At 55.9% G+C, this 18,442-nt stretch carries 19 protein-coding genes and 3 tRNA genes; 9 read left to right on the top strand and 13 right to left on the bottom strand.

The genetic code is table 11. The features are described 5' to 3' along the window. Positions 1-40 precede the first annotated feature (40 nt). Positions 41-685: a YtjB family periplasmic protein gene (locus tag M2433_RS14595; RefSeq protein WP_429055008.1), complete on the top strand. Its 645-nt coding sequence runs from the start codon at positions 41-43 to the stop codon at positions 683-685. Between the two features lie 39 nt (positions 686-724). After that, positions 725-1,741, top strand: a complete 1,017-nt coding sequence (lplA, locus tag M2433_RS14590) for a lipoate--protein ligase LplA (protein WP_429055007.1) — start codon at positions 725-727, stop codon at positions 1,739-1,741. Between the two features lie 54 nt (positions 1,742-1,795). Here lplA and deoD read toward each other — a convergent pair whose 3' ends face one another. From deoD to deoC, 4 genes are all read right to left on the bottom strand, one after another. After that, positions 1,796-2,518 carry a purine-nucleoside phosphorylase gene (deoD, locus tag M2433_RS14585; protein ID WP_010427122.1) on the bottom strand — a complete coding sequence of 241 codons (723 nt, stop codon included), beginning with the start codon at positions 2,516-2,518 and terminating at the stop codon, positions 1,796-1,798. Positions 2,519-2,647: 129 nt separating this feature from the next. Further along, positions 2,648-3,871 carry a phosphopentomutase gene (gene deoB, locus M2433_RS14580; protein ID WP_429055006.1) on the bottom strand — a complete coding sequence of 408 codons (1,224 nt, stop codon included), beginning with the start codon at positions 3,869-3,871 and terminating at the stop codon, positions 2,648-2,650. A gap of 52 nt (positions 3,872-3,923) precedes the next feature. After that, on the bottom strand, positions 3,924-5,246 hold the full coding sequence (deoA, locus tag M2433_RS14575) for a thymidine phosphorylase (protein WP_059312624.1): 1,323 nt from the start codon (positions 5,244-5,246) through the stop codon (positions 3,924-3,926). Positions 5,247-5,355: 109 nt separating this feature from the next. Further along, entirely contained in the window at positions 5,356-6,135 is a 780-nt protein-coding gene (gene deoC, locus M2433_RS14570; RefSeq protein WP_429055004.1) for a deoxyribose-phosphate aldolase, read from the bottom strand. Positions 6,136-6,397: 262 nt separating this feature from the next. Here deoC and M2433_RS14565 point away from each other — a divergent pair, with 262 nt between their 5' ends. Next, positions 6,398-7,945 carry a YjjI family glycine radical enzyme gene (locus M2433_RS14565; protein ID WP_429055002.1) on the top strand — a complete coding sequence of 516 codons (1,548 nt, stop codon included), beginning with the start codon at positions 6,398-6,400 and terminating at the stop codon, positions 7,943-7,945. After that, positions 7,920-8,780 (top strand): YjjW family glycine radical enzyme activase, encoded by an 861-nt coding sequence (locus M2433_RS14560; protein WP_429055000.1) that lies wholly within the window; start codon positions 7,920-7,922, stop codon positions 8,778-8,780. Before M2433_RS14565 ends, M2433_RS14560 begins: the two co-directional genes overlap by 26 nt. Here M2433_RS14560 and M2433_RS14555 read toward each other — a convergent pair. From M2433_RS14555 to M2433_RS14520, 8 genes are all read right to left on the bottom strand, one after another. Beyond that, positions 8,775-9,557, bottom strand: a complete 783-nt coding sequence (locus M2433_RS14555) for a TatD family hydrolase (RefSeq protein ID WP_429054998.1) — start codon at positions 9,555-9,557, stop codon at positions 8,775-8,777. The two genes, M2433_RS14560 and M2433_RS14555, sit on opposite strands and share 6 nt — an antisense overlap. Then, positions 9,554-10,606, bottom strand: coding sequence for a patatin-like phospholipase family protein (locus M2433_RS14550; protein ID WP_429054997.1), 1,053 nt, complete (start codon positions 10,604-10,606; stop codon positions 9,554-9,556). Before M2433_RS14550 ends, M2433_RS14555 begins: the two co-directional genes overlap by 4 nt. A 120-nt stretch (positions 10,607-10,726) precedes the next feature. Continuing rightward, positions 10,727-10,888 (bottom strand): DUF1328 domain-containing protein, encoded by a 162-nt coding sequence (locus tag M2433_RS14545; RefSeq protein ID WP_003856556.1) that lies wholly within the window; start codon positions 10,886-10,888, stop codon positions 10,727-10,729. A gap of 127 nt (positions 10,889-11,015) precedes the next feature. After that, positions 11,016-11,633 (bottom strand): molecular chaperone OsmY, encoded by a 618-nt coding sequence (osmY, locus tag M2433_RS14540; protein ID WP_028015434.1) that lies wholly within the window; start codon positions 11,631-11,633, stop codon positions 11,016-11,018. A 299-nt stretch (positions 11,634-11,932) separates the two neighbouring features. Beyond that, complete coding sequence (prfC, locus tag M2433_RS14535; protein ID WP_429054995.1) at positions 11,933-13,522, bottom strand: peptide chain release factor 3; 1,590 nt, start codon at positions 13,520-13,522, stop codon at positions 11,933-11,935. A 91-nt stretch (positions 13,523-13,613) separates the two neighbouring features. Beyond that, positions 13,614-14,291, bottom strand: coding sequence for a pyrimidine 5'-nucleotidase (yjjG, locus tag M2433_RS14530; RefSeq protein ID WP_047346285.1), 678 nt, complete (start codon positions 14,289-14,291; stop codon positions 13,614-13,616). A gap of 19 nt (positions 14,292-14,310) precedes the next feature. After that, complete coding sequence (gene rimI / locus M2433_RS14525) at positions 14,311-14,754, bottom strand: ribosomal protein S18-alanine N-acetyltransferase (protein WP_429054994.1); 444 nt, start codon at positions 14,752-14,754, stop codon at positions 14,311-14,313. Then, the gene (locus tag M2433_RS14520; RefSeq protein WP_429054992.1) at positions 14,723-15,136 is read right to left on the bottom strand and encodes a DNA polymerase III subunit psi; all 414 of its coding nucleotides are present in this window, start codon (positions 15,134-15,136) and stop codon (positions 14,723-14,725) included. Before M2433_RS14520 ends, rimI begins: the two co-directional genes overlap by 32 nt. A gap of 102 nt (positions 15,137-15,238) precedes the next feature. Here M2433_RS14520 and rsmC point away from each other — a divergent pair, with 102 nt between their 5' ends. The 4 genes from rsmC to M2433_RS14500 all read left to right on the top strand — a co-directional run bounded on the left by rsmC (position 15,239) and on the right by M2433_RS14500 (position 16,759). Next, positions 15,239-16,267: a 16S rRNA (guanine(1207)-N(2))-methyltransferase RsmC gene (gene rsmC / locus M2433_RS14515; RefSeq protein ID WP_047346282.1), complete on the top strand. Its 1,029-nt coding sequence runs from the start codon at positions 15,239-15,241 to the stop codon at positions 16,265-16,267. Between the two features lie 172 nt (positions 16,268-16,439). Beyond that, a tRNA-Leu gene (locus tag M2433_RS14510) sits at positions 16,440-16,526 on the top strand. A gap of 28 nt (positions 16,527-16,554) precedes the next feature. After that, positions 16,555-16,641 (top strand) — tRNA-Leu (locus tag M2433_RS14505). Positions 16,642-16,673: 32 nt separating this feature from the next. Continuing rightward, positions 16,674-16,759: transfer RNA gene (locus M2433_RS14500), tRNA-Leu, on the top strand. Positions 16,760-16,799: 40 nt separating this feature from the next. Here the strand turns inward: M2433_RS14500 and M2433_RS14495 are convergent. Continuing rightward, the gene (locus M2433_RS14495) at positions 16,800-17,069 is read right to left on the bottom strand and encodes a DUF1435 domain-containing protein (protein ID WP_429054990.1); all 270 of its coding nucleotides are present in this window, start codon (positions 17,067-17,069) and stop codon (positions 16,800-16,802) included. Positions 17,070-17,284: 215 nt separating this feature from the next. On the opposite strand from M2433_RS14495, the gene M2433_RS14490 reads away from it, so the two are divergent. Beyond that, on the top strand, positions 17,285-18,349 hold the full coding sequence (locus tag M2433_RS14490) for a GGDEF domain-containing protein (protein ID WP_429054988.1): 1,065 nt from the start codon (positions 17,285-17,287) through the stop codon (positions 18,347-18,349). Positions 18,350-18,442: the final 93 nt, after the last annotated feature.

Here is an 18,442-nt window from a genome sequence, read left to right as displayed (position 1 = left end):
TTCTGGCAACATTAAGCCGTAAATTTTCAGCAGGTGGAATATGGCTCGCGAAAAACTGAAATTCCGGCTCCATCGCGCCGTGATTGTCCTCTCCTGTCTCGCACTGTTAGTGGTGCTGATGCAAGGGGCATCCTGGTTTAGCCAGAACCATCAACGGCAACGCAACCCGCAGTTTGAAGAGCTGGCCCGCACGCTGGCACGCCAGGTGACGCTCAATATCGCGCCGTCCATGCGTACCGAAACGCCGGACGAGAAGCGAATAGGCCAGGTTTTACGCCTGCTCACGGAAAACAGCCGCATTCTTGATGCCGGCGTCTATGATGAGCAAGGCGACCTGATCGCCCGCGCGGGCGAACACGTTGACGTGCGCGACAGGCTGGCGCTGGACGGTAAAAAAGCCGGGGGCTATTTCAACCAGCAGCTCGTCGAACCTATTCAGGGCAAAAATGGGCCGCTCGGGTATCTGCGCCTGACCCTCGATACTCACACCCTGCCAACCGAAGCCAAACAGGTCGATAATACCACCAACATTCTGCGCCTGATGCTGCTGCTTTCACTCGCCATTGGCGTTGTTCTGGCGCGTACCCTGCTTCGGGGCAAACGCTCGCGCTGGCAGCAATCCCCGTTCCTGCTGACCGCCAGCAAATCCGTCCCTGAAGACGAAGAGAGCGAGAAGAAAGAATAGTGATAAAGTAGGCGAACGATTCGGAAAAGGAACTCTGCCATGACGACGTTACGCCTGCTTATCTCTGACTCTTACGATCCCTGGTTTAATCTCGCGGTAGAAGAGTGCATCTTCCGCCAGATGCCCGCCACCCAGCGCGTCCTGTTTCTCTGGCGTAACGCTGATACGGTGGTCATCGGCCGCGCGCAAAACCCGTGGAAAGAGTGCAATACGCGGCGTATGGAAGAGGACAACGTTCGCCTCGCGCGCCGCAGCAGCGGCGGCGGCGCGGTGTTTCACGATCTGGGCAATACCTGCTTTACCTTTATGGCGGGTAAACCGGAGTATGACAAAACCATCTCAACGTCCATCGTCCTCAACGCGCTCAACTCGCTCGGCGTGACGGCGGAAGCCTCCGGGCGTAACGATCTGGTGGTCAAAACGCCCGACGGAGATCGCAAAGTGTCCGGCTCTGCCTATCGCGAAACGATGGATCGCGGGTTCCACCACGGCACCCTGCTTCTTAACGCCGATCTCAGCCGCCTGGCGAACTACCTGAATCCCGACAAGAAAAAACTCCAGGCCAAAGGGATTACCTCCGTGCGCGGCCGCGTGGCAAATCTGGTCGAACTGCTGCCGGGCGTCACTCATGAGCAAATCTGTAAGGCCGTGCGTGAGGCGTTCTTTGCGCATTACGGCGAGCGCGTGGAAGCAGAAGTGATTTCACCGGATAAGACCCCGGACCTGCCAAACTTCGCGGAAACCTTCGCCCGCCAGAGCAGCTGGGAGTGGAACTTCGGCCAGGCGCCTGCGTTTTCCCATCTGCTGGATGAGCGTTTTACCTGGGGCGGCGTGGAGCTGCATTTTGACGTCGAGAAAGGCCATATCACCCGCACGCAGGTGTTTACGGACAGTCTGAATCCGGCGCCGCTGGAAGCCCTTGCGGCACGCTTGCAGGGCTGTTTGTACCGGGCGGATATGCTGCAGCAGGAATGCGACGCGTTGATTGGGGATTTCCCGGCGCAGGAAAATGAGCTGCGGGAGCTGTCAGCGTGGATTGCGCAGGCCGTGCGCTAGCTGGTGCCCTCACCCCAGCCCTCTCCCACAGGGAGAGGGAGGGAAGAGACAGAATTACTCTTTATCGCCCAGCAGAACGGATTCCAGCGCGATTTTAATCATGTCGTTGAAGGTGGTCTGACGCTCGGCGGCGGTGGTCTGCTCGTGGGTACGGATGTGGTCAGACACGGTGCAGATGGTCAGCGCTTTCGCACCAAACTCAGCCGCTACGCCGTAGATGCCCGCCGCTTCCATTTCCACGCCCAGAATGCCGTATTTCTCCATCACGTCGAACATCTCGCCGCCGTCCGGTGCATAGAACAGGTCAGCAGAGAAGATGTTACCCACGCGAGCCTCCACGCCCAGCGCTTTCGCCGCGTCAACCGCGTCACGCACCATGCCGAAGTCTGCAATGGCAGCAAAGTCATGGTCTTTGAAACGCATGCGGTTAACTTTGGAATCGGTGCAGGCACCCATACCGATAACGATGTCGCGCAGCTTAACGTCCATGCGCACCGCGCCGCAGGAGCCAACGCGGATGATTTTCTTCACGCCGAAGTCGGTGATCAGCTCTTTGGTGTAGATAGAGCAGGATGGGATACCCATACCGTGGCCCATCACGGAGATTTTGCGGCCTTTATAGGTACCGGTGAAGCCCAGCATGCCGCGAACGTTGTTCACTTCACGCACGTCTTCGAGGAAGGTTTCTGCAATGTGCTTCGCGCGCAGCGGGTCGCCCGGCATCAATACGACGTCAGCGAAATCACCCATTTCTGCATTAATGTGAGGAGTTGCCATCTTCAGTTCCTTTTCATTTAAATTCTCCCTCTCCCTGTGGGAGAGGGTTGGGGTGAGGGCATCAGACCGCACCCGTGTTTCTCGTGGGAGAGGGCCGGGGTGAGGGCATCAGACCGCACCCAACATGATTCAGAACATGGCCTTGCCATATTCCATGTCAGACGTACCAAAGTATTTCGCGATAGTCTGGCCGATGTCCGCGAAGGTTTCACGGTGACCCAGCGAGCCCGGCTTCACTTTCGGGCCGTACACCAGCACCGGAATGTGCTCACGGGTGTGGTCGGTACCGGTCCAGGTTGGGTCGCAGCCGTGGTCCGCGGTCAGGATCAGAATGTCATCTTCACCCACCAGCTCCATCAGCTCCGGCAGACGGCGGTCAAACAGCTCCAGACCGGCCGCATAGCCCGCAACGTCGCGACGGTGGCCCCAGGAGGAGTCGAAGTCCACAAAGTTGGTGAAGACAATGGTCTTGTCGCCCGCTTCTTTCATCTCTTTGATGGTGGCATCGAACAGCGCATCCAGACCGGTGGCTTTCACTTTTTTGGTGATACCGCAGTTGGCGTAGATATCCGCGATTTTACCCACGGACACCACGTGGCCGTCTTTCTCTTCAACCAGCTTCTGCAGCACGGTCGGTGCCGGTGGCTCAACGGCCAGGTCGTGACGGTTGCCGGTACGCTGGAAGTTACCCGCTTTGTCGCCGATAAACGGACGTGCGATCACGCGGCCGATGTTGTAGCCGCCTTCGGTCAGCTCTTCACGGGCGATTTCGCACAGTTCGTAGAGTTTATCCAGGCCGTAGGTCTCTTCGTGGCAGGCAATCTGGAACACGGAGTCGGCAGAGGTGTAGAAAATCGGCTTACCGGTTTTCATGTGCTCTTCGCCCAGCTCGTCCAGAATCACGGTACCGGAAGAGTGGCAGTTACCGAGGTAGCCCGGCAGGTTGGCACGCTTAACCAGCTTATCCAGCAGCTCCTGCGGGAAGCTGTTCTCGTGATCGGAGAAATAACCCCAGTCAAACAGTACCGGCACACCGGCGATTTCCCAGTGTCCAGACGGGGTATCTTTACCGGAAGAGAGTTCGTGAGCCCAGCCGTAGGCGCCCACCACTTCCGCGTTGCCGTCCATACCGGCTGCGATTTTACCGGTAGAACCTTCATGCGCTTTCACCAGACCGAGGCGGGTCAGGTTGGGTAGAGTCAGAGGGCCTTTACGACCGTTGTCCGCTTCGCCTTTCGCACAGGCTTCCGCGATGTGACCCATGGTATCGGAACCCAAGTCACCAAAACGTTCTGCATCTTCGGTTGCGCCGATGCCGAATGAGTCCAGCACCATAATAAATGCACGTTTCATAATTGTTCTCCGTACGTAGTGCTTAAAAATGATTGATCAGATCAGTATACCGCTATTCGGTGATGCGGCGATAGACGGTCGGTGTGGTTTCTGGCGCTTTATCATCAAGCGCAATGGCCGCCTTCACCGCTTTCGCCGCTTCCTGCCAGCTGGCTTCGTCTTTGGCGTGGATCACCGCCAGCGGACGTTGGCCGTCAACGCTGTCGCCCAGGCGGGCCATGTCGGTAAAGCCGACGCTGTAATCAATGGTGTCTGATGCCTGACGACGACCGCCGCCCATCGAGACCACCGCCATGCCCAGCGCGCGGGTGTCCATGGCGGAGACAAAACCTTCGGTGTCCGCATAAACGGCTTTGCTGAGCATCGCTGTCGGCAGGTATTTCGCGTAGTTTTCGACGAAGTCGGTCGGGCCTTTCTGGGCAGCAACCATGCGGCCGAAGATCTCCGCCGCTTTGCCGTTGTCCAGCACCGCCTGCAGCTTCGCGCGCGCGTCAGCATCGTCTTTCGCCAGCTTACCGGAAATCAGCATCTCTACGCAAAGCGCCATGGTGACGTCGAACAGGCGCGGGTTACGGTATTCACCCGTCAGGAACTGCACGGCTTCACGCACTTCGACCGCGTTACCGGCGCTGGAGGCCAGCACCTGGTTCATGTCGGTCAGCAGCGCGGTGGTGCGCACGCCCGCGCCGTTGGAGACGCCAACGATCGCTTCGGCCAGCGCCTCTGAGAGTTCATAGGTTGGCATAAACGCGCCGCTACCCACTTTAACGTCCATCACCAGCGCGTCCAGCCCTTCTGCCAGCTTCTTCGCCAGGATAGAGGCGGTGATCAGCGGGATGGAGTCAACGGTCGCGGTAATATCACGCGTCGCGTAGAAACGCTTGTCTGCCGGAGCAAGAGAGCTGGTCTGGCCGATAATCGCCACGCCAACGTCTTTAATAATGTCGCGGAAGCGGTTGTCATCCGGGAAGATATCGAATCCCGGAATGGCTTCCAGCTTGTCGAGCGTACCGCCGGTGTGGCCCAGGCCGCGTCCGGAGATCATCGGGATGTAACCGCCGCAGGCTGCCACCATGGGGCCAAGCATCAGAGACGTCACATCGCCCACGCCGCCGGTGGAGTGTTTATCGACAATCGGGCCGTTAAGGTTGAGGCTCTTCCAGTCCAGGACGGTTCCTGAATCTCGCATTGCCATGGTCAGCGAGACACGCTCGGGCATCGACATATCGTGGAAGAAGATGGTCATCGCCAGAGCCGCAATCTGCCCTTCTGAGACGGTGTTATCACGAATGCCGTTGATAAAGAAGCGGATCTCTTCGTCGCTTAATGCATGACCATCACGTTTTTTACGAATAATTTCTTGTGCGAGAAACACGGTAACCTCCATGCGGAATCGGGGGAGTTGTGGCGGGTGGCGCTACGCTTACCCGCCCTACGATCCTGTAGGCCGGATAAGCGAAGCGTCATCCGGCATTGTCTGGCAATCAGTAGCTGCTTGCGCTCTTACCGTCGCCGTGACCCAGCGCTTTCAGCAGGCTGGCCAGCAGGCTGGACGCGCCGAAGCGGTAGTGACGGGAATCGGCCCAGTCGGCGCCAAACAGCTCGTCGGCAATCGCCAGGAACTGCTGCGCGTCTTCAGCGGTACGCACGCCGCCCGCCGGTTTGAAGCCCACGGTTTTGGACACGCCCATATCGCGAATCACTTCCATCATGATGCGCGCGCTTTCCGGGGTGGCGTTAACCGGCACTTTACCCGTTGAGGTTTTGATGAAATCCGCACCGGCTTTGATGGAGATTTCAGAGGCTTTACGAATAAGCGCCTCTTCTTTCAGCTCGCCGGTTTCGATGATCACTTTGAGCAGCACGTTTGCCGCCGCGCAGGCCTCTTTACAGGCTTTCACCAGGTCAAAACCAACCTGCTCGTTGCCCGCGATCAGCGCGCGGTACGGGAACACCACGTCCACTTCGTCTGCACCGTAAGCAATCGCCGCGCGGGTTTCTGCCAGCGCAATCTCGATATCGTCATTGCCGTGCGGGAAGTTAGTTACGGTTGCAATGCGCACGTCCGGGGTGCCCTGCTCGTTCAGCGTCTTGCGGGCAATCGGGATAAAGCGCGGGTAGATACAGACGGCGGCGGTGTTACCGACGGGCGTTTTCGCCTGATGGCACAGGGCGATGACTTTTTCATTGGTGTCGTCATTGTTCAGGGTGGTCAGGTCCATCAGTTTCAACGCGCGCAGGCTGCTTGCAGTTAAATCGGTCATAACATTCTCCAACGGCAGTGCCGTATAAATTTTACCTTGCGGGTCTGTGAGTATTCTAACATCCACCCGCATCCACACTTCGACATTCATCACAGTTAATGAAAACTGCGTACAAATTTGCATTACTGTAATGCGATCTTCTTCAAACTTTAGGGCGCAAATTGCCGACTAAAGCAGCGATACCCCCTGTCGGATCAAAAGCCCCGACGGGCTGGCTTTCTACAATCCGTTCATCATCCGCAGAACCATTAAGGAAGCGAACATGCCCCACGCCAGCCCCGACGCCCTGCAGCAGCGCTGCCAGCACATTGTGACAAGCCCGGTGTTAACCCCGGAACAAAAACGTCATTTTCTGGCGCTGGAAGCGGAAAACAATCTGCCTTATCCGGCCCTTCCTGAGGCTGCCCGTGCCGCGCTGGACGAGGGATTTATCTGCGACATGTTCGAAGGCCATGCGCCCTACAAGCCCCGTTACGTTCTGCCGGATTACGCAAAATTTCTGGCTAACGGTTCAGAGTGGCTGGAGCTGGAGGGGGCAAAAGATCTCGACGACGCCCTCTCGCTGTTAACCATCCTCTACCATCATGTTCCGTCCGTCACATCAATGCCGGTCTATCTCGGCCATCTCGATGCACTGCTGCAACCGTATGTTAGAATTCTAACACAAGAAGACATCGATAGCCGAATAAAACGTTTCTGGCGCTATCTCGACCGTACGCTGCCGGATGCCTTTATGCACGCCAACATTGGGCCGGAAGATACCCCCATCACGCGGGCGATACTGCGTGCAGATGCAGAACTGAAGCAGGTTGCGCCGAACCTGACGTTTATTTACGACCCCGAAATCACCCCGGAAAATTTGCTGCTTGAGGTGGCCAAAAACATATGCGAATGCAGCAAACCGCATATTTCTAATGGCCCAGTAAATGATAAAATTTTCACAAAAGGACGTTATGGCGTGGTGAGCTGTTACAACTCCCTGCCGCTGGCGGGCGGTGGCAGCACTCTGGTGCGCCTTAACCTCAAAGCCATTGCCGAACGCAGCGTCTCCATCGACGACTTCTTCACCCGCACGCTTCCGCACTACTGCCAGCAGCAAATTGCCATCATCGACGCACGCTGCGATTTTCTGTATCAACAGTCCGGCTTCTTTGAGAATAGCTTCCTGGTGAAAGAGGGGCTGATTGATGCCGATCGGTTCGTGCCGATGTTTGGCCTGTACGGCATGGCGGAAGCGGTCAATACGCTCTGTGAAAAAGCAGGCATTGCAGGGCGTTACGGCAAAGATGAGCAGGCCAACGCGCTGGGGTATCGCATCAGCGAGCAGCTTGCGGCATTTGTTGAAAACACGCCGGTGAAGCACGGCTGGAAGCATCGCGCGATGCTGCATGCGCAGTCGGGGATCAGTTCGGACTCGGGTACCACGCCGGGCGCGCGTCTGCCCTACGGCGACGAGCCGGATCCGATAAGCCACCTGCTGGCCGTGGCTCCTCACCACAAACACTACTCTTCCGGGATAAGCGACATATTGACGCTGGATGAGACGGTAAAACGCAACCCGCAGGCGGTGGTCCAGCTGTGCCTCGGCGCCTTCAGGGCGGGTATGCGGGAATTTACCGCCAACGTAGCGGGTAACGATCTGGTCCGCGTGACCGGCTATATGGTGCGATTATCGGATCTGGAGAAATACCGGGAAGCGGGTTCGAGAACCAACACCACGTGGCTGGGTGAAGAAGCCGCACGCAATACCCGTATCCTGGAACGTCAGCCACGCGTGATAAGCCATGAACAGCAGATGCGCTTTAGTTAGTCAGGTCATTCCTTTTTCCTGCGTGGACGGGCCGGGCAGCCGCCTGGCCCTGTTCCTGCAGGGCTGCAACCTGCGCTGCAAAACCTGCCACAACCCGTGGACCATCGGCCGCTGCAACGACTGCGGCGACTGCGTGCCCCGCTGCCCCCACGACGCGCTGACTATTCAGGCCGGACGCGTCTGGTGGCAGGAGAGTCATTGTCAGCAGTGCGATACCTGCCTTCACCTGTGCCAGCAGCAGGCAACGCCCATGGCACACCGCCTGAGCGTGGAGGAGACCCTCACGCAGATCCGCAAGGCCGCGCCATTTATTGAAGGCATCACCGTGAGCGGCGGTGAAGCCACGACCCAACTGCCGTTTTTGATCGCCCTCTTCAGCGCGATCAAAGCGGATCCCGCCCTGCGCCACCTGACCTGCCTGGTCGACAGCAACGGTCTGTTAAGCGAAACCGGCTGGCAAAAGCTGCTGCCGGTACTGGATGGCGCGATGCTGGACCTGAAGGCGTGGGGGAATGAGCATCACCGCTTCCTGACCGGGCGCGAAAACCCGCAGATTAAGCAGAGCATCCGCTGGCTGGCAGATCGTCACCGTTTGACGGAGCTCCGCCTGCTGGTCATCCCGGAGCAGTGTGATTATCTGGAACACCTCAAGCCGCTGACGACGTTTATCCACGGGCTTGGAAATGTGCCGGTGCGCATCAACGCGTTTCATGCTCACGGCGTTTACGGTGAGGCGGCGTCATGGCGCAGCGCCACGCCAGAGGACGTTGAACCGCTGGCGCAGGCGCTGGAAAACCAGAAGATAGCGGTGATTCGTCCGGCGCTTTACCTATAGCGTGATGCCAAATACCGACCGCGTATTTTCCAGCAGCGCATCGGCAATCGCCTCTTCAGGCTCTTTTCGCAGTTCACACAGGGAGGTAAACACGCGCGCCGCCTGTTCCGGGCGATTCGGCTGCCCCTGAAAACCGTTGAGCGGCATATCCGGCGCGTCGGTTTCCAGCAGCAGCGCCGACAGCGGCAGCTGCGCCATCACGTCCCGGGTTTTGCTGGCTCGCGGGTAGGTGATGGTTCCACCGACGCCGATTTTGTAGCCCAGCTCGATAAACCGCTGCGCCTGCTGCAGGCTGCCGGAGAAACCGTGCACGACGCCTTTACGCGGCAGATCGATGCGTTTCAGGTGCATTGCCAGCTTATCGTGCGTGCGTCTTGAATGGAGGATCACCGGCAGATCGTGGCGCTTCGCCAGCCTGAGCTGCGCGTCGAGGATCGCCTGCTGGCGCTCAAACTGTGGATCCTCCCGGTAAAGATCGAGGCCGATCTCACCGATGGCAACAAGCTTGTCCCCGGCGGTCTGCAGTACCTCATCGAGCCTCTCAATGTGCTCGTCCCGATGCCGCTCAATCACGATCGGATGCAGGCCAAGCGCGGCATAGAGCGCGGGATGCCGGGTGGAAAGATTCAGCACGCGGGAAAAATAGGCCGCTTCAACCGAGGGCACAATAATGGCCTGAACGCCTGCCTCGGACGCTTTCGCAATGCTTTGCTCTTCATCTCCCGTAAACGGCGGGAAATCAAAGTGGCAGTGGGTATCGACAAAGCGGTGCGTCACGCCAGATCCTCGTTATCTAATAAAGCGTCGTTCGCCTGCGGGATGTCCACCAGCGGCATCGTCAGGGCGTCGTTAGCGACAATCGCAGGCGGCGTAATAATACGTTTATGCCGATGAAGCGGCGGTTGCTCCGCCAGCATTTTTCCTACCGTCGCCAGGAAATAGCGCCCGCACAGCCGCCCCGTTTTGTAATCCATGCGCAGCGCAGGAACGCGACTGCCCAGCGCCATGCTCAGCAGCGGCTTAGGCGGATAGATCTCAAAAATACGCAGCTTACCCGGCGGTTTTTCAATGAAGCGCTGCATCGCGCCGTAGGTGGTTTCATGCTGCTTCGCGATGTTAACCAGCGGCTGCAGGCTGCTGTCGCCCAGCCAGCGCTCCATCCGCTTAAACCACTGCGGGGTGTAATACATTTGCGACGGTACGGTACGGATCACCACAATGGTTTTCGCCCCGCGCCGGGCGGCTTCCTGCACCGGCACCGCGTCACTGATGCCGCCGTCCAGATAGCTAATGCCGTCCAGCAGCGCGCCGGTACGATAGAAGCCGGGGATGGCGCTGGAGGCGCGGATGATATCCAGCCAGTTCTCCTTCTGAGGAGAAAAGTACCCCGGCGAGTAATCATCGCCCCGGCTGGCGCACATCCAGAATTCTTTGCCGCCATCAAACAGGCGGGCGGCGGTATCCATGGCCAGCGGCATCTGGCTGGAGGTTGCTTCCAGCAGCCAGTCGAGGTCGATCAGGTTGCCGCCGCGCACAAAACGTATCGGGTTGAAAAATTCTTTCGCCGTGGTGTAGCGCATAATGACCTTTCGCGCGTAGCCGGGCTGGTTGCAGACATAGGCAGAGAGGTTCTGCGCCCCGGCAGACGTGCCGAAGTACAGGTTAAACGGGTTGAACTGCGCGCGCATAAATTCATCCAGCACGCCTGCGGTGAAAATGCCGCGCTGTCCACCGCCCTCGCACACCAGCGCGAGTTGACCTGCGCGAAACGGTTTTAACGTCAGCGGCGCAATATTGCCGAGCGTAACGGGAATTCGTTGCCCCACCTCTGCTTTCCTGTTCTGATTATTTTATGACACCACAGTAACGCACCCGGCCTGCAACGCAAATAAGAAAAAGCCAGTCGCAGTGACTGGCTTTTTTTTGTTGATGGAATATTGCGTTTGCTACGGACGTCTACGTCCCGTAAACAGGCTGACCAGGAACAGAATAATACCCACAACGAAGACGATTTTAGCTGCCCATGCCGCTGTACCTGCCAGTCCACCAAAGCCCAATGCGGCGGCAATTAACGCGATAACCAGAAATATAATGCCCCAACGAAACATAAGCTTCTCCTTTACCATAGTTAATGTCGGCCGCTAAACGTGAGCGCTCAGGTCACTCACCGGCGTTTTTCCAGAGTCGTTCTTATTTCGCCCGCAGACCTCAGCCTGACGGGCGAATGGTCAAGATTTACTTCGTTTTCAGATCGTTTTTAACGCTTTTCACACCATCAATGGCTTTCGCAATTGACTCGGCACGTTCACTTTGCGCCTGGGAATCTACCGTACCGGAAAGCTGAACCACACCGTCGGTGGTTTCCACTTTCACCTTACGGGACGGCACGATGTCATCCGCTAAAAGTTTAGCTTTGATTTCGCTGGTCGTAGCGGCATCACCGGCATAACCTTTCACCGACGCGTTTTTACCGTCACGTACGTGCAGCTTATCGCTTACGGATGCGACACCTTCGACACCCTTCGCCACTTTCACCGCCTGTTCAGCCTGAGCCTGGCTTTCTACAAAGCCGCTCAGCGTGACGACCTTCTTGTCGGTCTTAACGGAAATGTCGGTGCTCTTGATGGCTTCATCATCCACCAGTGCGGCTTTCACTTTTGCTGTGATTGAACTGTCATCCATAAAGTTGCCGACTTTATTCATAGAGCTATCGATTTTTTGCCCTGCGGTATCGGCCGTGGACTGTGCTTTATCCATGGTGCTGCTTTCCGCCAGGGCGGAACCGCTAACCAGAACGCTACCCAGAGTTACAGCCAGCAGAGTTTTTGAAATCTTCAGTCTTGTCATATTCATCGATCTATTCCTGTGTTGACCCGTTATTCGGGCTACATACTTCCTTAGTAGTTATATATATCGCGAATAAACACACGGGCAAAATGGATAACCTAAAGTCATGCATTGAACAGTTAATTTATCCACGCCCGGTGCTAAACACTGAGTTAAATATAGATCACTCTCGCAGAGCCGCTTTCGGATTCGGGTAAAAAACGAGCAAAAAGCGCGAAAATGCAGTGAATTAAGAACATTCCGCAAGGGATTAATAAGACAGGAATTAAAGAAGAGCACGGCGGGCGCCGTGCTCTGAGCGGGGATTAGTGTTCGCGCGTTTTGCGGAACTGAACGTCTGGATAACGTTCCTGCGTGAGGTTGAGGTTTACCATGGTTGGCGCGATATAGGTCAGGTTATCGCCGCCATCCAGCGCCAGCTGAATTTCATTCTTACGCTTAAATTCTTCGAATTTCTTCACGTCAGAACACTCCACCCAGCGCGCGGTCGCAACGTTCACCGATTCGTAAATCGCTTCCACGTTGTACTCGCTCTTCAGGCGCGCGACGACCACGTCAAACTGCAGGACGCCGACGGCCCCCACGATAAGATCGTTGTTCGCGATTGGGCGGAACACCTGCACCGCGCCCTCTTCGGAGAGCTGAATCAGGCCTTTCAGCAGCTGTTTCTGCTTAAGCGGATCGCGCAGGCGAATACGGCGGAACAGTTCCGGCGCGAAGTTCGGAATACCGGTGAACTTCATCATTTCGCCTTGGGTGAAGGTATCGCCAATCTGGATGGTGCCGTGGTTGTGCAGACCGATAATGTCGCCCGGGTACGCCTCTTCAACGTGCGAACGGTCGCCCGCCATAAAGGTCAGCGCGTCGGAGATCACCACATCTTTACCGATACGCACCTGGCGCAGCTTCATGCCCTTTTCATACTTACCGGACACCACGCGCATAAAGGCCACGCGGTCGCGGTGTTTCGGGTCCATGTTGGCCTGAATTTTGAAGACGAAGCCGGTGAATTTCTCTTCTTTTGCTTCCACTTCACGGGTGTCAGTTTTACGCGGCATCGGACGCGGCGCCCACTCCACCAGACCGTCGAGCATATGGTCCACGCCAAAGTTACCTAATGCGGTACCGAAGAAGACCGGGGTAATTTCACCGCTCAGGAACAGCTCTTTGTCGAATTCGTGAGACGCGCCCTTCACCAGCTCCAGCTCGTCGCGCAGCTGTGCGGCCAGCTCTTCACCAACCGCTGCGTCCAGATCCGGGTTGTCCAGACCTTTCACGATGCGCACTTCCTGAATGGTGTGGCCTTTACCGGTCTGATACAGGTAAGTTTCGTCTTTATAGAGGTGATAAACCCCTTTGAACAGCTTACCGCAGCCAATTGGCCAGGTGATTGGCGCACAGGCGATCTTCAGCTCGTTTTCCACTTCATCCATCAGCTCCATCGGATCGCGGATGTCACGGTCGAGTTTGTTCATGAAGGTGAGGATCGGCGTATCGCGCAGACGGGTGACTTCCATCAGCTTACGGGTACGGTCTTCTACACCTTTCGCAGCGTCGATCACCATCAGACAGCAGTCCACCGCCGTCAGGGTACGGTAGGTATCTTCGGAGAAGTCTTCGTGGCCCGGGGTGTCCAGCAGGTTCACCAGGCAGTCGTGATAAGGGAACTGCATCACGGAGGTGGTAATCGAAATACCACGCTGCTTTTCCATCTCCATCCAGTCAGATTTTGCGTGCTGGCTGGAACCACGGCCTTTAACGGTACCCGCAGTCTGGATCGCCTGTCCGAACAGTAACACCTTCTCGGTGATGGTCGTTTTACCGGCATCCGGGTGCGAAATAATGGCAAAAGTGCGGCGCTTGGCCACCTCTTGCAGATAAGGAGACAACGTCATAATTAAATCTTCTTTTATAAGCGCGGCAACACGCCACGCATCATGGAATACGAATTTGCGGCTATTTTACCCATCAATGGGGGGCAGGCAATCATTGTTTACACAGGAGCTGCTCCAGTTCGTTCAACGACGTCACGGTCCAGGTCGGCTCGATGCCTTCAGGCTTCACGCGGCCATGCGCATTAAGCCAGACGGTCGACAGACCGGAATTCATGCCACCCAGAATATCTGACTCTGCGGTATCACCCACCATCAGTACGCGATCGCGGTCAGGATTGCCGGCCTGCGCCAGCGCATAATCGAAAATACGCGGATCCGGTTTCGGCACGCCGACCTCTTCCGAGATCACCAGCGCGTCAAAATGATCGCGCAGGCCGGTGCGCTCAAGGCGGATCTGCTGCAGGGCGGTAAAACCGTTGGTGATGATCCCCAGTTTCACCTTGCCTTTCAACGCATTCAGCAGGGAAACCGCGCCCGGCAGTGGCGCACAAATATCGGCCATGGCGTTCAGGAAGGCCTCGTTCAGCGTTCCCGGACTGACCTTCAGGCGTTCCGCCCAGACGTCAAAGCGCTGGTGCTGAAGCTGTAACGCGGTAATGGCACCGTTCTGGTAATCTACCCACAGCGGTTTGTTTACCGCCTGATAGTCCTGAAAATCCTCAGCGGTGAACGTCACGCTATAATCGAGAAACATCCGCTGTAGACCACCGAACGAATCAAACGTAAACAGCGTTTCGTCGGCATCAAAGAAAATCCAGTCCCATTTCATCGTTACAACCTTATTTTCGTTATCCAATCGGCAGAGCCATTATGATGGCGTCTTCACGTCCCTCTGCGGTGGGGTAGTAGTTACGGCGGATTGTCGCCTCGTTAAAGCCTAAGCTTTCATAAAGCGCGATGGCGGCGGCATTCGACGCGCGCACCTCCAGCCACAGGGTGAAAACGTCACGGGTTTCGAGCTCACGGATGAGGTGCTCAAGCAGTTCTCTTCCCAGCCCGCGGCGCTGAAACGCGGGATCAACCGCGATATTAAACAGCGTCGCTTCATCAAGAACAACCTGCGTAATCGCGAAGGCGGCCATAGTGCCGTCAACGTCCAGGCGATAGTTCAGATACCGTTCGCCCTGATTGCTGGCGAAGGTCTTTTCGCTCCACGGAAACGCGTGGGCACGTGTTTCAATCGCGAACGCTTTGGTCAGGTCAGGCGTCGTGAGGGAAGAAATCGTGTTCATATTCGCAGATTTGTTGCCATAGCGCGCTTCGCGCTTTTGGGTTGGCTTTCAGTTCGTCCAGCGCTGGCGTGCAGATCTGGCTACCCTGAAGGGGGATCTCATTCGTCTCTCCGATACGCCAGCTGTTACAGCGACTATCGGGAGGAAGCATAGCGACCCGTTCTGGCGTCAGCTGTAACACCTGGTCGGCCGTCAGCTTCAGGCTGCGAAGGACATCACCGATCAGGGGTTCATTCAGGGCAGGCGGTTCTTCCGCCACCATCACCAGGCGAACGTGCGCAGGGATGGAGATAGCGATTTCGCCCTGCAACGCCGTCGGGCGACGCAAAGCCCACTGGGTAATGCCCAGCTGCTGCAACTGCCAGTCTCGTCGGGATGTCATAGGGAAAACTCCTGTCTCTCAGGCGCGCAAATATAGCAAATGTGTCGAAACTGCGCCATCTACCTACTATAATCCCCGCCTGAGTTTATTGAGGAACAATTCATGTCTGCATTTACCCCGGCAAGTGAAGTCTTGCTGCGTCACAGTGATGATTTCGAAGAAAGCCGTATTCTGTTTGCCGGAGATATGCAGGATGACCTGCCTGCGCGTTTCGACTGTGCTGAAAGCCGTGCCCACACCCAATACTACCACCACTGGCAGGTGCTGAGCCGCCAGATGGGCGAGCGCGCGCGCTTTAGCCTGGTGGCAGAGCAGAGCGATATCGCCGACTGCGATACGCTGATCTACTACTGGCCGAAGAACAAACCGGAAGCGCAGTTCCAGTTGATGAACCTGCTCTCCCTGCTGCCGGTCGGCTGCGATATTTTTGTGGTGGGCGAGAACCGCAGCGGCGTGCGCAGTGCAGAACAGATGCTGGAAGCTTACGCTCCGCTGAACAAAGTCGACAGCGCGCGCCGCTGTGGTCTGTACCATGGCCGTCTGGAAAAACAGACAACCTTTGATGCCAGTACCTTCTGGGATGAATACACGCTTGACGGCCTGACCATTAAAACCCTGCCGGGCGTGTTCAGCCGTGACGCGCTGGATACGGGCAGCAAGCTGCTGCTTTCCACCCTGACGCCGCACACCAAAGGCAAAGTGCTGGACGTAGGCTGCGGCGCGGGCGTGCTGGCAACCGTGCTCGCCAGCCATTCACCTAAAGTCCGTTTAACCCTGTGTGACGTCAGCGCGCCAGCGGTTGAAGCCAGCCGCGCAACGCTTGCAGCAAACGGCATTGAAGGCGAAGTCATTGCCAGCAACGTCTTCTCTGACGTGACGGGTCGCTTCGACATGATCATCTCTAACCCGCCGTTCCACGACGGAATGGAGACCAGCCTGGAAGCCGCGCAAGCGCTGATCCGTGGCGCAGTGCGCCACCTTAACAGCGGCGGTGAGCTGCGTATCGTCGCTAACGCCTTCCTGGCGTACCCGAAGGTGCTGGATGAAACCTTCGGTTTCCACGAAGTGATCGCCCAGACCGGCCGCTTTAAGGTCTACCGCACCGTGATGACGCGCCAGGCCAAAAAGTAACCTCCAATCCTGTTTGCCGGATACGCGCAAGCGCCATCCGGCAAACAGGCGTCTCTGCTCCGACCATTTTTGCAGCAATCAATAAAACGTGCGCACTTTTCTGTTGACGTAAAGCTGAAAACATCTAGAATGCGCCTCCGTGGTTACGATACTTTTACAGTATCGATGGTATGCGAAGGTGGCGGAATTGGTAGACGCGCTAGCTTCAGGTGTTAGTGTCCTTACGGATGTGGGGGTTCGAGTCCCCCCCCTCGCACCATAAATCACGATGATATTGCTCGCACTGGGCGAAGGTGGCGGAATTGGTAGACGCGCTAGCTTCAGGTGTTAGTGTCCTTACGGATGTGGGGGTTCGAGTCCCCCCCCTCGCACCAACGAGGCAATATCAAACCAGTAAGATGACTGTGCGAAGGTGGCGGAATTGGTAGACGCGCTAGCTTCAGGTGTTAGTGTCCTTAGGATGTGGGGGTTCGAGTCCCCCCCCTCGCACCAATTATCTTACATCCCTCCTGATGTATCTTCTTTATCCCAGTTATTTCAAACTCATCAGTATCACCAGAATCCCACTGACCAGTGCGACACATGACGGCAGTAAAACAAAGTGGCGCAATTGCTTATGCCAGATCATGCCTGCAGTGACTAACAGCCCTGAGACAATGATGGCTTTCCAGATTTCAAGGGAGAGATCGGCAAACATCAAACCGCCGAGAATGGCCCCCGGTAGCAATACCCCCCAACCACTTCCCAGCGTCCTGTTCAACATGATCCGACCTCTCATAACGATAATGATAACCAATATCATATGACAGACATTATCATTTGTCAGCTGAATGAATCAAAAACCGTCGACCTTTACCTTTCCCGTAATGACAGGAATTGCCTAAGGTGATAAATTGCTCACCTGTTAACTTCGTCTAAAGATTTTCTGATAATTACTCTTTGAGTTTTTTGCATATTTTATTGCGAAACAACACCTACTTATTTGTTTTAATTAAATTTTAATAAAAACGCACGACTATGACATCACAATCCTGGCGGTCTTTGGTCCACAGCAAATATCAATTATCGTTACGTTTATTTTTATTTCTGAACGCAACCTCGGCAGTGTTCTCGGTAACAAATCCGCTCAATTCTGTACGCCTGTTATCAGCCCCGCTGATTGCTATTTTCGCCATCAGTACCGGCCTGTTCGTCTGGCACTGGAGAAAGAGAACGCGGAAGATAAATATTCCAGTAGTTTCAGGGATCTTCGGTATTTTGTGGGCCTGGCAAATTGCCTCGAAATTCGCCTTAATTACCCACGACCATGGTACGTATTTGTTAATTGCCCTATTAACGGTGCTTTTTATTGGAACGCTGGCATTCGCCAGTAATATCAAAGCATTTATCCTGCACTCATTGCCCGCCTTTATTGTCTGCCTGTGGCTAAGCGAACACGATATATGGCTGAGAATGTCCTATTCTTTCGCACTTCCTGTGGTGGCAATCGCCATTCATAACATTTTGCAAAGGCGTAACGATCGTTTCGCTCAGGAGCTGCTCTCACGCTTGCTGGAAGAACGAGAAACCCTTACCGATCTCAGCATGATGGACCCCCTAACCGGGCTCTATAATCGTCGCGGCCTGCAAAGCCGTCTGGAGAACCTGCCGACGGTAGAAAATGGCGAGCACTTTGTCCTGCTGATGGATATCGACCACTTCAAAGCCTATAACGACCATTACGGCCATATGATGGGCGACCAGGCATTGAAACGCGTCTCTGCGGCAATCCGCGACGCCGTGCGTTCCCGCGATATCGTGGCGCGCTTTGGCGGGGAGGAGTTTATGGTGCTGCTGACAAATATTTCACTTGAGCATGCCCGCCAGACGGCAGAGCGGATCCGTCAGAAAGTCTACGATTTGAAAATCCCGCATCTGTTTAACGAAAGCGTCGCGACAAATGTCACCATCAGCATAGGCATTGCCATTTTCGAGGATGAAGACGCAGAAGGCGCGCTGGAAAAAGCGGACAAAGCCCTCTACGAAGCAAAGCATATGGGGCGTAATAACATTCTGTTGAGCGAAGAGCTGCAGACGGCATAAACCTCACGGCACTGTCACCAGGACAAAAGTCTTGCCATTGGTTTAAGCAATAGTTAGGATTGGCAATCATTATCATTTAGATTTCTATCTATA

The sequence above is a fragment of the Enterobacter sp. AC1 genome, from assembly GCF_050434705.1.
Classification (GTDB): Bacteria; Pseudomonadota; Gammaproteobacteria; order Enterobacterales; family Enterobacteriaceae; genus Enterobacter; species Enterobacter cloacae_L.
The sequence above is the reverse complement of the archived record's forward strand: the minus strand, read 5'-3'. Positions and strand labels throughout refer to the sequence as shown.

Bases quoted from the DNA above. Each gene is read 5' to 3' on its own strand.
- M2433_RS14595 (WP_429055008.1), top strand. From the start codon at position 41: ATGGCTCGCGAAAAACTGAAATTCCGGCTCCATCGCGCCGTGATTGTC.
- lplA (WP_429055007.1), top strand. From the start codon at position 725: ATGACGACGTTACGCCTGCTTATCTCTGACTCTTACGATCCCTGGTTT.
- deoD (WP_010427122.1), bottom strand. From the start codon at position 2,518: ATGGCAACTCCTCACATTAATGCAGAAATGGGTGATTTCGCTGACGTC.
- deoB (WP_429055006.1), bottom strand. From the start codon at position 3,871: ATGAAACGTGCATTTATTATGGTGCTGGACTCATTCGGCATCGGCGCA.
- deoC (WP_429055004.1), bottom strand. From the start codon at position 6,135: ATGACCGATTTAACTGCAAGCAGCCTGCGCGCGTTGAAACTGATGGAC.
- M2433_RS14565 (WP_429055002.1), top strand. From the start codon at position 6,398: ATGCCCCACGCCAGCCCCGACGCCCTGCAGCAGCGCTGCCAGCACATT.
- M2433_RS14560 (WP_429055000.1), top strand. From the start codon at position 7,920: ATGAACAGCAGATGCGCTTTAGTTAGTCAGGTCATTCCTTTTTCCTGC.
- M2433_RS14545 (WP_003856556.1), bottom strand. From the start codon at position 10,888: ATGTTTCGTTGGGGCATTATATTTCTGGTTATCGCGTTAATTGCCGCC.
- osmY (WP_028015434.1), bottom strand. From the start codon at position 11,633: ATGAATATGACAAGACTGAAGATTTCAAAAACTCTGCTGGCTGTAACT.
- prfC (WP_429054995.1), bottom strand. From the start codon at position 13,522: ATGACGTTGTCTCCTTATCTGCAAGAGGTGGCCAAGCGCCGCACTTTT.
- yjjG (WP_047346285.1), bottom strand. From the start codon at position 14,291: ATGAAATGGGACTGGATTTTCTTTGATGCCGACGAAACGCTGTTTACG.
- rimI (WP_429054994.1), bottom strand. From the start codon at position 14,754: ATGAACACGATTTCTTCCCTCACGACGCCTGACCTGACCAAAGCGTTC.
- M2433_RS14520 (WP_429054992.1), bottom strand. From the start codon at position 15,136: ATGACATCCCGACGAGACTGGCAGTTGCAGCAGCTGGGCATTACCCAG.
- rsmC (WP_047346282.1), top strand. From the start codon at position 15,239: ATGTCTGCATTTACCCCGGCAAGTGAAGTCTTGCTGCGTCACAGTGAT.
- M2433_RS14495 (WP_429054990.1), bottom strand. From the start codon at position 17,069: ATGATATTGGTTATCATTATCGTTATGAGAGGTCGGATCATGTTGAAC.
- M2433_RS14490 (WP_429054988.1), top strand. From the start codon at position 17,285: ATGACATCACAATCCTGGCGGTCTTTGGTCCACAGCAAATATCAATTA.